Raw genomic sequence first — 13993 nt, 5'->3', positions numbered from 1 at the left:
ATCGACCCTCATATCTGTATCGTATGAGTTACTAAATAAAAGGTATAAAGCATGAAAAACGAACTCGACAATAAACAGATTTTGGCCGTTTATGAACGTATAATTCAAAAAGGCGAAATGACTGATGAAGGTAAACATTATCAAGGGGTTACTGCTTATTCTGACGTAGACGGTTACACCGTATATTTACAAGGTAGCGGCGTAGAACTACGCTTTGGTTTTCATAATACTTACCACCTTGACTACCAACATGAAAAGCATAAGGACGACTTTTTGAAAAAATTATATAACATTGCAAACGAGCGATAATGCACCCACGAAAACTAAGACACCGCCCTACCAGTAAGCTCAATACTACTTTTATTAACCAAGTAGTAGAAGAGCTTCAAGCTGATCCAAGCAAAATCTCAATTATTCAAAAAAACCTAGAACAGTACCGCTCTCAAACTCATTTAAAGCGTGGTTTTTTACTGGCTATAGAGCGTTTTGATTGGGTCTTTGAGGCAAGCAAAGATATTGACTTTATTTGCCAGCAAATTTTAGCTGATGACTACATTGGCAATAGACTAAGACGTTACCCCCTACTATTTAAAGGCGTTATTAATAACGCTTAATTGCAATAAAAATTTAAAGTCAGAGCATCATGTTGTCCGAATCTAGTTTAAATATTAATTAATTTATGGGTCAACTATTTACACATGTGTTTATTAGAACACTAACTAATTGTAGGTTTAATACTCTTTTGCATTAAAATAACACTATTAGTACTCTAACTATTACGGTACTAACGATTTTATAATGATTTTCTTAATTTATTATAGTAACGAAATCATCACCATATCAAATACTCAAAAAAACAAACTTAACCATTTGATTTTATTGAATACATACCCACTTTAAAATCATTGCATTTATTCTATTAATCACTAGATCATTAATGTTCTATCTACATTTTAATATCTCGGTGTTTACCTTAGCCTTGAATTATTAGAGCTATTACCTTAAGCTTATCTTTATTGAACGTTCAATTAATAATAATTATGCCTAAAGTCGGAATGGAACCTGTCAGACGTCAGCAGCTAATTGACGCAACTATAGAGTCAGTTGCAAATAAAGGGCTTCAAGGCACAACGATAAACAGCATTAGTAAAAATGCAGGTTTATCGTCAGGCATCATTAGTCATTATTTTGGTGGTAAGCAGGGGTTAATTGAAGCCACGGTTAGGTACTTACTAACAAGCTTAAAGCAAGGCTTAATAAGTAAGGTAAATCATCAAACCACTGCCACTGAGCGTTTAATGTTTATTATCGAAGCCAACTTTGCGCTTGTACAACAGCGTAATGATACAACCCGAACGTGGTTAAGTTTTTGGGCGCAATCGATGCACGATGAAGAATTACACAGACTACAAAACGTAAACAGTAAACGCTTGCAAAGTAATTTAGCATTTTCTTTTAAGCAATTAATGCCTATTGAGCAAGCAAATCAAGCTGCAGAACTTAGCGCCGCGATGATCGATGGCCTATGGTTAAGAGCAGTACTGAGTAAATCAGACAATAATCAGTTTAAACACAGTGAAAAGTTAGCAAAAAGCTATGTACTTTCACTTATCAAGCAATATGGAGCCTAGCGTGACTACACCTGTCTATCAAAATTTTATTAACGGCCATTTTCTTGCAAATCAGAGCGGCAAAACATTTGATGTAACAAACCCAGCAACGGGTGAGGTTATTTACGCAGTAGAAATTGCCGACGAATTTATTCAAAACGAAGCCATTGCCAGTGCAAAGCAAGGTTTTGCACAGTGGTCAGCAATGACACCCGTTGAACGTAGTCGTATTTTATTAAAAGCAGTGGCTATTTTACGCGAGCGCAACGATGAGTTAGCACTCGTAGAAGTACTAGATACCGGTAAACCAATGCAAGAAGCAAATTGTGTTGATATTGAAACCGGCGCTGATGTAATTGAATACTTTGCAGGCCTTGCGCCAGCACAAGTAGGCCAACAACAAATGGTTGGTGATGACTTTTACTACACACGTAAAGAGCCATTAGGTATCTGTGCGGGTATAGGTGCATGGAACTACCCACTACAAATTGCATGTTGGAAGTCGGGCCCTGCCCTTGCTGCTGGTAATGCATTTATATTCAAACCATCTGAAGAAACACCACTTGGCGCAATTAAACTTGCAGAAGTATTTGTTGAAGCTGGCGTACCTGCAGGTGTGTTTAATGTTGTTCAAGGCGCAGGCGATGTAGGCCAGTGGCTAACGCAGCATAGCGATATTGATAAAGTATCGTTTACGGGTGAAGTAGGCACAGGTAAAAAAGTAGTGGCAAGTGCTGCCGGTACGTTAAAAGATGTCACGATGGAACTTGGTGGTAAATCTCCACTATTAGTATTTGATGATGCCAACATAGAGCAAGCGGTTAGCGCTGCTATGTTAGGTAACTTTTATACGCAAGGCGAAATTTGTACTAACTGTACACGTATTTACATTCATAAAAATGTATATCAGCAGTTTATTGATGAGCTTAAAGCGCGCACTGAGAAAAACATTATTGCTGGCGACCCACAAGATTTAAATACTAACTTTGGCGCACTTATTTCTAAAAAGCACCAAGAACTAGTAATGAGCTACGTTAATAAAGGCATCGAAGAAGGTGCAACGCTATTAACCGGTGGTACAACGCTTTCACCTGAGTCTGCACCTAATGGCTATTTTGTAGCACCGACTGTGTTTATCGATTGCAACGACGATATGACAATCGTTAAAGAAGAAATATTTGGCCCTGTAATGAGCGTGCTTGTTTTTGACGACGAAGACGATGTTATTGCACGCGCTAACGCAACTCACCTAGGCCTAGCCGCAGGCGTATTTACTAGCGATATTAAACGTGCGCACCGCGTTATTCATAAGTTACAAGCCGGTATTTGTTGGATTAATGCATACGGTAACTCACCTGCTGAAATGCCAGTTGGCGGTTACAAGCAATCGGGTATTGGTCGTGAAAATGGTATACAAACGCTTGATCAATACACGCAAACTAAGTCTATTTATGTTGGTATGGCCGACATAGAAAGCCCATTTTAAGGCGCCCTACTATGAGTAATCATTACGACTATATTATTGTTGGCGCGGGTTCGGCGGGTTGTGTTTTAGCAAACCGTTTATCTGAAGATTCAAGTAACCGCGTGTTACTACTAGAAACTGGCGGTAGCGATAAAAGTATTTTTATAAAAATGCCAACCGCGTTATCTATTCCTATGAATAGTGACAAATACGCATGGCAGTTTCATACGCAGCCTGAGCCTCATTTAGATAACCGTGAAATGCATTGTCCTCGAGGTAAAGTATTAGGCGGTTCGTCATCTATTAATGGCATGGTATATGTACGTGGCCACGCAAAAGATTTTGACGAATGGCAGCAATACGGTGCAAACGGTTGGGATTACCAATCGTGTTTACCGTATTTTCAAAAAGCAGAAAGCTTTTACCTTGGTGAAAATACTTACCGTGGTGGCAAAGGCCCGCTTGGCGTTAATAACGGCAACGAAATGAAAAACCCACTTTACCGTACGTTTATAAAAGCAGGTGTACAAGCTGGTTACGCTTCTACAGATGATTATAATGCGTCGCAGCAAGAGGGTTTTGGCCCAATGCACATGACCGTAAAAGACGGCGTGCGAAGCTCTGCGTCTCGTGAGTATTTAGACCCTGTTAAATCGCGTAGTAATTTAACGATTATTACCGGTGCACTCGCACAACGCGTGATTTTAGATGGCAAAAAAGCCACAGGCATTGAATACAAAGTCAATGGCGACGTTAAAACCGCACATGCTGCAAAAGACGTTGTACTAAGTGCTGGCCCAATCGGCTCTCCACATATTTTACAACTCTCTGGTATTGGTGATACTCAAGCGCTTGAAAAAGCAGGCGTTGAAGTTCAGCATCATCTACCAGGTGTTGGTCAAAACTTACAAGATCATCTTGAGTTTTACTTTCAATACAAGTGTAAGCAACCTATCACGCTTAACGGCAAGCTAGGCATTATTTCAAAAGGGTTGATTGGCGCGCGCTGGTTATTAACGCGTTCGGGTTTAGGTGCAACGAATCATTTTGAATCGTGTGCGTTTATTCGCTCAAAACCAGGTGTTGAATGGCCAGATATTCAGTATCACTTTTTACCAGCGGCTATGCGTTACGATGGTAGAAGTGCATTTGCAGGTCATGGTTTTCAGGTACATGTTGGTCATAACAAACCAAAAAGTCGCGGTAGTGTTACTATTGCTTCTGCGAACCCTGAGCAGCCACCAACTATTTTATTTAATTACCTTGAACACCAAGACGATATTGAAGGCTTTAGAGCGTGCGTTCGCTTAACACGCGACATAATCGAACAAAGTGCCTTTGATGAATACCGCGATGAAGAAATTCAACCTGGTAAACATATTCAAACAGATGAAGAAATAGATGCTTTTGTTCGCCAAGCCGTAGAAAGTGCCTACCACCCTTCTTGCTCATGCAAAATGGGTGAAGATGATATGGCCGTTGTTAATTCAAATACGCAAGTACATGGTATTGAAGGACTGCGTGTTGTTGACTCATCTATATTCCCAACAGTTCCTAACGGAAACTTGAATGCACCTACCATTATGGTTGCCGAAAAAGCAGCTGACATAATTTTGGGTAAAAACCCATTACAGAAATCGGATGTGAATGTTGCCATAACAACAAACTGGCAAGAAACACAACGTAGTTCAAAGATCTAACTTTAGCCACATGCTCAGGTTTAGCCTCGTCGGGCTAAACCTGAGCGTGCCTTGCAGTGGCACACGATGTAAATAGGTTACGTTGTGTTAATGCGAGAATAAAACAATAAAATACGGAGTGCTTATGAATTATTTTTATTCATTATTGGAGGGTAACAATGACTATTTGGCTTAATGCAGGCATCATTTTTACTTTACTCGCAGTTGTTATTATCTTACTTAAATGGGGTAATGTACGTGTAGTAGGTGTAACACCGGTAAAAACCTTTACGTTTATAGCGATACTTTTTACATCAGGCCTTGATGTTGGCCTTATTATGTTTCCTTTAACTGAGTTTGCAGGTTATGCAGACATAAAAGCAAGCCCAGAATACGCGTTTGCAAATCCACTGGCTATTGAATTTGGCTATTGGGGATTCTTGATCTGGGGATTTTACTTTCTTACGTGCTTTTATTTCTGTGTAATAGAACCTAAAGTTAAATTTTTCGAAATTCCTTGGGTTAAATTTATCAATAATGTTGTAATTATTGGTACATGTGCATTTACAGCTTATTTACTACTTACAAATTTACCTTGGTACTTACCCGAATTAGGTGACGGTACAAGTGTAGTTAGCGAGTTTTATTTAATTGTATTTGCCGCGATTTGTTTTGCAGTGTACTCAAGCACCGACATTAAATATGTGCGTATTTTAAGTATTGCGACTACGTGGTTATTCTTAGCGTTAATAGCTTTCATGTGGGTTGGCGCGTTTGTTATTGGTGATAGTGAAATCTCTGCGTTTACTAATAACTTGGGCTCAATTGGCACTTACTTTGCCAACATTAACGAATTTATTTTACCGTTGAATGATTACCATGAGTTTTACTTATTTTGGTGGTTTGCCTGGAGCATAATGATTGGTCAATTTACATCACGCTTTGTTGGTGGACTTAAAACATACCAAGTATTAGGTGCGATGTTGATATTCCCTTCTATTCCTATTGCGATATGGTTTAGCGTACTTTATCACTATCATGAAGCAGGGATCCCAACTCAAGGTATTAAAAACTTTGCTATGGTATTTGTAGGTATTGTATTTGTAATCAACTCACTCGACTCGTTAGTGCGTTTATATACAGATAACCTAAACCTTACTGTTAAACGTTTTGGTAAAATGAAATATATACTTGGGAATGTTGTCGCTCTGTCTCTATTAACACTATTATTTAAACTAGAGTTTTTACAAATTCAGTGGGTAGGCGCATTAGTTATTGGACTATTCTTTCTGTGTGCTGCTTTTATTGGATACAGTAAATTTAAAACAGTCAAAAATATAGACAGCTCACCAAAAGCAAACAAGATTGATTACACAAAAATAGACACAGTACACTAGGGATAAACAATGAATAACAAACTAAAACAACTTGTAGTAGCACTACCATTTGCACTTTTATCAACAACAGCAGCTGCTGATTGGTCAACAACAATCACGGCAGCGTCTGACTACACATTTAATGGTGTAACACAGACAGATAACGACCCTGCAATTCAAGGCAGCTTAGATTATGCTTTTGATAGCGGTGTATACGCCGGTGTTTGGGCGTCAAATGTAGATTTTGGTGATGACACTGATTTTGAACTTGATGCTTATGTAGGCAAGTATGTGCAGCTTGATGAGCAGTTTAGCGTTGACTACGGTATTGCTTATTACACTTATCAAGGTAATAACAGCGATGGTAACTACGCTGAAGCTTACACTAAGTTTGGCTATGCGAGTGAATACGGCCAAACTGAGCTTAACTTTTGGTATAGCTGGGATTACTTTGGCCAAGGTGGAGGTCATGTAATCTCAATGGTTGCACATACCTATGAGCTGGCTCCAAATCATGCACTACGTGCAAGTTTTGATATATCAAACTCACTTGATGGCCAAAAATGGGCGTGGGACGTTAACGAGAAAAAATCATATAACCATTACCGTTTAGCATATCAAACTAGTTATGAAGGGTTTGGTATTGAAGTGGCGGCTGAAAATACGAGCCTTGACTACGATTACGCAGATGAGCGTATCGTACTTGCCATATCACGTACTTTTGATTTGTAAGTAAAACACATCAATAATTAAAAGGCTTCTTATGAAGCCTTTTTTATGCTCTCAAGATAAGCGCATAAAGAACTCGCATCTAACGGTTTAGAAAAATAATAACCTTGTAAATGCGAAACGCCTAAACTGTATAACTTTTCGCTCTGATCAATTGTCTCAACACCTTCAGCAACCACATCAAAGCTAAGTGAACTGGCCATTTGTACCACTGCATTTACTATACTCAGACCTTTTTTATCGACATCTTGAATAAACGTTTTATCTATTTTTACGATATCCACACCAATATCTAACATACTTGATAAGGATGAATAGCCAGTACCAAAGTCATCTATCGATATCCTAGCCCCTAACTCTTGCAAAGATTTAACCGTTGATAAAAATGTACTTTTATCCTTAGCAAATACTGACTCAGTGATTTCTATATGTAACTTATCAGCTGGAAAGCTAAATTTTCTTAAAATATCAGCAACTTCAACAACAAATTTTTGCCCTTGAAGCTGCATAACAGAGACATTAACACTAATTGATAAATCGGGAATGATTCTTTGAAACTCGAGCCCTTGAATACACGCGTTTTTTAAAACCCAGAGTCCAATTTCACTAATCATCCCATATTGCTCTGCAATAGGAATAAACTCATCCGGTGGAACCGGTTCACCATCCATTTGCCAACGTAAAAGTGCTTCAACTGAACTGGGGCGATTTGTATTCGAATCTATAATAGGTTGAAAAACAAGCGATAAACTTCCGTCTTGTACCGCAAAAGAAAGCCTGTCATTTAAGCGTCTTATACGCTCAAGTTGCATACGCAAATTATCATCAAAATAACTAATTTTTCCTCTATTAATACGCTTTTGATGATACATCGCCATATCTGCGTTTAGTATTAATTCGTCCAAATCACTGCCATGTTCAGGATAAAATGCAATACCTATCGTTGCACCTATTCCCGCTTTATAATGGCTATTCGAGTGTACTTGTGTAATGGCACTAATGATTTTATTTGCAAAATCATTAGTTTTATCCTTACAGTTATAATCAGTAAGTAATAAAAACTCGTCACCTCCCCACCGACACTTATACTCATTTTGGCTACACACTGCTGAAATTCTCTGGGCAGTTTTTGTTAAAATCTGATCGCCAACCTCATGCCCCATAGTATCGTTTATATGTTTAAAGCCATCTAAGTCAATAAATAACAACGCAAATGATTCATTAGGGTATCGCGATAGCCTTTTTTTTGACTCTTTTAAAAAAGCGTTTCTATTCAATAATTGAGTAAGGGAATCGCTATTTGATAGATGATAAATTTCTTGTGTTCGTAATTCGACACGCTGCTCCATCAGTTCTAATAGTTCAATATTTTGATTTTTTAAATGGATGGCATTTTGCGTAAAGTTTGCAGCCTTGTGTAAAGCAATAAGCGTAACAAACCCAAAGCCTATACCTAATACTCCTAATACATTTTGATAATGTTCTTCAGATAGGGTCAGTAGCACTGAATATGGTATCAATAACAAAAATGCGTATATAAAACATGTTGGTCGATGCGCTGAAAGAATATTTGCAGAGCCACCACCAAGTGCAGAAAAAATGATGATTATACTTGTAAGCTCTAGGACGCTGAAAGATGAATGGAAATACAAGCCATAACAGCACCAAATCAACGCCGTGAGGATTACACTTAAAGAGAATCTATATAAATCAATATAACTCGCTGCTTTACTGCTTCGTTTAAAATAGTAAACATCTATCAAACGGATCCCTAAAACAACAACCATGATAAACCACCAAATAAGCTTATCGGTAACTGAAGTAAAAGACTTATCACTAAAACCAAAAACTATGCCCGTACTAGCAATAAAAGATATAAACAATCCAGAATAGGCATTTAAATAAAGGATCCGCACACTATCATTTAATTCTTTTTCTATTAGAGGGCTCACATGCATTAAAGATATGCCTTTGTTTAATATTATCAACTTTTTATACTACTAAACGTAAGCTTTAAATTCGATATTGTCCAATATAAGGTGTCTTTTGATGTGTTTATTTTCAGTGCTATAGAAGGTAAAAACGATAGATATGAGCGTTGTTCTTCACAAAGCGAAGACCCTATGTACTTGCTATATTGAATTAATTTTATTGAGGAAGTAGTTCAGCAAACACTACCTTTACTGAAAATTTAAATCTGCTAGGGGCTGTTTATCTTTCGAGGTTAAATTTGCAGCAGTCTGTTTGGTATTTAGGCAAGGCAGAGTCTATGTAGTGTGGTTATTTCCCATAAATAGGCGATAACGTGGAATAAATGCCAAACATGCGCTGCCCGAAGGGTTCTGCCTAGGGGCAATTTACTCTTTGTTGCTTGGTTTTGACTTAGCCCGCTAGGTTACAAACCTCACGCCGCGATTAAATCGCCCCTAGATTGAACAAATTTTAATCCTGAAAGGTCAACAGGCCCTAGTAAAAGGAATTTACTATTAAACTCGAAACTATACATATGATTATTGTAATTAAATAAAATTGTAACAGTCTTTCGAGGTGACTAATAAGCATTAATCACCTCGTTTTAGCTACTTTAAAGTTGCCATGCATAGCTAACTTTTGTAAAAAACGTACGCTGATCTCGTTCAATATTTTTAAGTGAATCGTCTTGGTACCCTCTATCTGAATACCCTAAATAAAATAATGTTTGTGCGTTAATTTTATATGAGTAAACAAGCTGGCTACCATAATCCTTATTAGTTTGACTAACCTGATAAAAGTAAGCTTTTTCGTTACGATCTATATCTTCAAATTGTAAAATTAACTTAAGTATTGAACGCATACTGAATTTATAATGAAGCCTAAAATCAACCAAGTTCGCTGTAAATACACGATCCCCTTGTGGGTTGTCTAATTGGCTGTAATTATGTTTCACATCAAGCTGCCAGTGGTCGTTAATATCCCATATTACTTGAGTTTGGGTATCAAACACATCGCCAATCTGCTCATTCGCATAATCAATTCGGCTAGCGTATTCAAGATATAACGAAAGCTTTAAATCTTTAGTAGGTTTGAACCCAGTGTAAATATATCCAATATTTTGATTATAAAAATTATCGTTATAATTTTCATAACGGTGCACTAAACCAATTTCAAAAATGGATTGTTTTTGACCTTTGAAGCTTAAAAAACCTTCGTATTCTTCTTCAAGTAAGTCGCCGTTTTGCGCCCACGTTTTATCCCAGTCAGCTTCATATGACCATGAGGTGAGTAAATCTGACTCATCTCTGTACCATGTTTGTCCGCCACCTAAGCCTACTTTTTCATAATCGACTTTAGCTTGATAACCTAAATCAGTGCGGTAATCCTGCCCAATATTTTCATAAGAGGCGAACAATTTGTAATCACGTTTATCGCGGGTAAGTTCTAAGGCATAAGCTTCATCTGACTGAGTTTCAGATAAGTTATAGTTTTCAATTAAAAACGCCGAGTTGCGAATATCAGCCGTCGATACTTGATACAAAAGAGTATCCGATTGATTAAACCAATAACTACCATCAACTGACAATACTGTATTATGGTAGCTATCACTTTCTCTATGTGTGCTTGAAAGTCCAATAGTACCTTGCTGACCAATATCATATTGATAACGCCCAGCCACCGCATTCGTTTTTTCGTTTAAGCTTGCAAAGCCAGAGCCCTGATTCGTTGGCAGTAAAATATTACTGTTGTCGTCGTCAGCCAGCATTAAAGCATAACTATGATTGCCTGTTTTACCCGTTAATTTTGCGCCTAAATTAGGCTCTGCAATTGTACGCGTGTATAAAAGTTCAAATAAGCTGCTTTTAAAGTAAGAAGCCCCATCTAAAAAGAAAGGACGCTTTTCAGCGTAATAAATAGAGAAGGTTGTATTTACATCAAGTTCTAAAGAGTCTGTTTCTACTTGCGAGAAATCAGGGTTAATTGTTGCGTTTAAAACAGCGTCTTTTGTTAAACCCCAGCGTAAATCTAAGCCCACTTCAGTGTCTATATCGCCATTATTCCAATCACCCGGTAATTCAGGTTTGTTATCGTTACTAAGTGCCGTCAACGTGGGTGTTAATTGAATATTTTTACTTGATTCAATGTCACTAAAGCCAACTAACTTATCAAACTGACAAAGGCTGCATTTCACATTTCTGTCAAAGCCCATGTTTGATAGCTGATATAATACATCTCGTTGATAGTTTCTCATTACAGAAAAACCCCACGTTAGCTCATTTTTATTTTCAGGAAAACGCAGTGCTTTAAAAGGAATACGCATTTCAACAACATAACCTTTCTCGTTAATTTGTCCTGCGCTATCCCAAATAGCATTCCATGAAGTATCAGAGCTCCACCCATCGGTATCGGTCATTCGTATATCGCCTTGCGCGCCCAGCGGGTTCACATGGAATTCATAGCCACTGCGTTCATCATTAAATGTATCAATAACAAGAATAACTACGTCGTCTTCCCAGAGCGTATCACGATCACGAAGTGATGCACGAATTTGCGTAGGGTCTGGGTCTTGTGCAACATAGGCAACATATAAGTTTGTGCCATCTTCATAGATAAAGGCATCAGTTTTTACAGGAGGAGTGCCTTTTTCATTAGGCTCGTCTTGGTAGAGTAAGGAAACACGTGTCGCATCTTTCCAATGCGCTTCATCCATAACACCATCAACGGTGATATTTGAATCAATGCGGGATAAGGATACTTGCTGTTTTTCAGCGGCTACATCTAGGCTGGATAGTAATAAAGAAAAACTTGAAAGTATAAAAATAATTTTTTTTATTATGGTTATAAAGAGTTGCATAAACATCCATTTAAACTTGCTTTACTCGGTGTGAGTAATTTATAGGATGAATTGTAATTTAAGCGAGTAAATTTGTTAATACCTTGCAAAGATTATTATGCTAAATATTAACGAATTAATAATAAAGGACTAATTTTAAAATGATAATTAAGTTTCGAGTAACTTAAGTTTGTTGTCTATACCATTCCATACGTCAGCATCTTCTGGTGCAGGTTTTACTTGTGTAATACGTGGCCATACAAGTGCAAGCTCGGCATTTAACTCAGTAAACTCTTTTTGAGATTCTGGTAATTCATCTTCTTGATATATAGCATCAGCTGAACACTCAGGTACACATAAGCCACAATCAATACAATCAATTGGGCTAATAGCTAAAAAATTAGGGCCTTCAAAAAATGCATCTGCTGGGCACACTGATACGCAATCGGTGTACTTACACTTTATACAATTTTCGGTAACGACAAACGCCATAATACTTTAACACCTACTATTTTAAACAACAGCTGTGGATCATACCCATCCATCCCAAAAATACAATAAATAAGTGCCATATCAGGCTATTTTAACGTAAAATACGCGCCTTATGTTTGCACACTATTTGTGCCCTGCATCCCCTTATTGTGAGCGGTAATAATACCCCGCTATGACACCTAAAAGAGATATAAATGATACGTTTAACAGAAATAAAGCTGCCACTTGATCATGACGAAGATGCAATTGGTCAAGCAATTGTAAATAAACTTAAAATCCAACCTGAACAATTGCACAGTTTTAATGTGTTTAAACGTGGTTATGATGCACGTAAAAAATCTGCTATTTTACTTATTTATACACTCGATATAGAAGTTGATAACGAAGCCGATCTACTCACCGAATTCGAAAAAGACCAACATGTAAAAGTAGCGCCAGACACAAGTTATAAATTTGTAGCACAAGCCAGCGAAAATATAACAGAGCGTCCTGTCGTGATTGGTTTTGGCCCTTGTGGTTTATTTGCAGGTTTATTACTTGCCCAAATGGGCTTTAAACCCATTATTTTAGAGCGCGGTAAAGAAGTACGTGAACGTACAAAAGACACATTTGGCTTTTGGCGTAAACGCACACTTAATACAGAATCAAATGTACAATTTGGTGAAGGTGGCGCAGGTACATTCTCAGACGGTAAATTATACAGCCAAGTAAAGGATCCAAAACATTACGGTCGTAAAGTCATTACTGAATTTGTAGAAGCAGGCGCACCCGATGAAATTTTATACGTAAGTAAGCCACACATTGGTACGTTTAAACTTGTCACCATGATTGAAAAAATGCGCGCTCGTATAATAGAGCTCGGCGGCGAAATTCGCTTTAGCACACGTGTTGACGATATTCATTTAGACGACGGGCAAGTAACAGGTTTAACGCTTTCAAATGGCGAGCAACTAAACACTCGCCATGTTGTATTAGCCGTTGGCCACAGCGCACGTGACACGTTTGATATGATCCATAAAAAAGGGATTTATGTTGAAGCAAAGCCATTTTCAGTTGGTTTTAGAATCGAGCATAAACAATCAATGATCGATGAATGTCGTTTTGGCACAAATGCAGGAAACCCTATTTTAGGCTCTGCCGATTATAAACTTGTTCATCATTGTGATAATGGCCGTACAGTTTACAGCTTTTGTATGTGCCCAGGTGGCACAGTAGTCGCTGCAACCTCTGAAGAAGGTCGCGTTGTTACCAATGGTATGAGCCAATATTCACGAAGTGAGCGCAACGCTAACAGCGCTATTGTGGTAGGTATATCACCAGAGCAAGACTTCCCTGGTAATCCACTTGCTGGAATAGACTTACAACGCAAACTTGAAGAGCAAGCGTATGAGCTTGGTGGTAGCAACTACGATGCACCAGCACAGTTAATTGGAGATTTCTTAAAAGGTAAATCATCTGCAGACTTAGGTGAAGTACAACCCTCTTACACACCTGGTATTAAGTTAACTGACTTGAGTAAAGTGCTACCGCAATTTGCAATTGATGCTCTTCGCGAAGCGATACCTGCGTTTAATAAACAAATTCGTGGTTTTTCGACTAACGACGGTTTATTAACTGGCGTTGAAACACGTACTTCGTCGCCTATTAGTATTAAGCGTGATAAAACATTCCAAAGTATCAACACTAAAGGGCTTTACCCTGCAGGTGAAGGTGCAGGTTACGCTGGCGGTATTTTATCAGCGGGTATTGATGGTATTAAAGCAGCTGAAGCGGTCGCACTGTCTATGTTAGAAAACGCTTAAACCTGACGCTAACTTTGTTAAAAATTTCCTATT

Annotated in this window: 11 protein-coding genes; 8 read left to right on the top strand and 3 right to left on the bottom strand. The window is 38.1% G+C overall.

The window, feature by feature from the left end; genetic code table 11:
• The first annotated feature begins 51 nt into the window (after window positions 1-51).
• The 7 genes from NRL14_RS02255 (at window position 52) to NRL14_RS02225 (ending at window position 6862) form a co-directional block, all read left to right on the top strand.
• A complete protein-coding gene (locus NRL14_RS02255; RefSeq protein WP_007376364.1) occupies window positions 52-309 on the top strand; it encodes a DUF3081 domain-containing protein in 258 nt (85 codons plus the stop codon).
• Window positions 309-614: a hypothetical protein gene (locus tag NRL14_RS02250; RefSeq protein ID WP_149605466.1), complete on the top strand. Its 306-nt coding sequence runs from the start codon at window positions 309-311 to the stop codon at window positions 612-614. The genes NRL14_RS02255 and NRL14_RS02250 overlap by 1 nt, the downstream gene beginning before the upstream one ends.
• 441 nt (window positions 615-1055) lie before the next feature.
• Window positions 1056-1631 carry a transcriptional regulator BetI gene (gene betI / locus NRL14_RS02245; protein ID WP_008137165.1) on the top strand — a complete coding sequence of 192 codons (576 nt, stop codon included), beginning with the start codon at window positions 1056-1058 and terminating at the stop codon, window positions 1629-1631.
• Window position 1632: 1 nt separating this feature from the next.
• Entirely contained in the window at window positions 1633-3096 is a 1464-nt protein-coding gene (gene betB / locus NRL14_RS02240; protein WP_306723888.1) for a betaine-aldehyde dehydrogenase, read from the top strand.
• A gap of 11 nt (window positions 3097-3107) precedes the next feature.
• Window positions 3108-4775, top strand: coding sequence for a choline dehydrogenase (betA, locus tag NRL14_RS02235; protein ID WP_306723887.1), 1668 nt, complete (start codon window positions 3108-3110; stop codon window positions 4773-4775).
• Between the two features lie 158 nt (window positions 4776-4933).
• Window positions 4934-6151, top strand: a complete 1218-nt coding sequence (locus tag NRL14_RS02230) for a BCCT family transporter (protein WP_306723886.1) — start codon at window positions 4934-4936, stop codon at window positions 6149-6151.
• Window positions 6152-6160: 9 nt separating this feature from the next.
• Window positions 6161-6862, top strand: a complete 702-nt coding sequence (locus NRL14_RS02225) for a TorF family putative porin (protein WP_007376370.1) — start codon at window positions 6161-6163, stop codon at window positions 6860-6862.
• Window positions 6863-6891: 29 nt separating this feature from the next.
• Here NRL14_RS02225 and NRL14_RS02220 read toward each other — a convergent pair whose 3' ends face one another.
• The 3 genes from NRL14_RS02220 to fdxA form a co-directional block, all read right to left on the bottom strand.
• Window positions 6892-8817, bottom strand: a complete 1926-nt coding sequence (locus NRL14_RS02220) for a bifunctional diguanylate cyclase/phosphodiesterase (protein WP_306723885.1) — start codon at window positions 8815-8817, stop codon at window positions 6892-6894.
• Window positions 8818-9443: 626 nt separating this feature from the next.
• Window positions 9444-11687: a carbohydrate binding family 9 domain-containing protein gene (locus tag NRL14_RS02215; RefSeq protein ID WP_306723884.1), complete on the bottom strand. Its 2244-nt coding sequence runs from the start codon at window positions 11685-11687 to the stop codon at window positions 9444-9446.
• A 147-nt stretch (window positions 11688-11834) separates the two neighbouring features.
• Window positions 11835-12158, bottom strand: a complete 324-nt coding sequence (fdxA, locus tag NRL14_RS02210) for a ferredoxin FdxA (protein ID WP_007376373.1) — start codon at window positions 12156-12158, stop codon at window positions 11835-11837.
• Between the two features lie 194 nt (window positions 12159-12352).
• Between fdxA and NRL14_RS02205 the strand changes: the two genes are divergently transcribed.
• A complete protein-coding gene (locus NRL14_RS02205) occupies window positions 12353-13960 on the top strand; it encodes an NAD(P)/FAD-dependent oxidoreductase (RefSeq protein WP_007376374.1) in 1608 nt (535 codons plus the stop codon).
• Window positions 13961-13993 lie beyond the last annotated feature (33 nt).

Origin of the sequence: Pseudoalteromonas sp. 20-92 (genome assembly GCF_030847595.1) — a bacterium.
Taxonomy (GTDB): Bacteria; Pseudomonadota; Gammaproteobacteria; order Enterobacterales; family Alteromonadaceae; genus Pseudoalteromonas; species Pseudoalteromonas fuliginea.
Note: the sequence above shows the minus strand (reverse complement) of the source record. Positions and strands in the feature narration are given on the sequence as shown.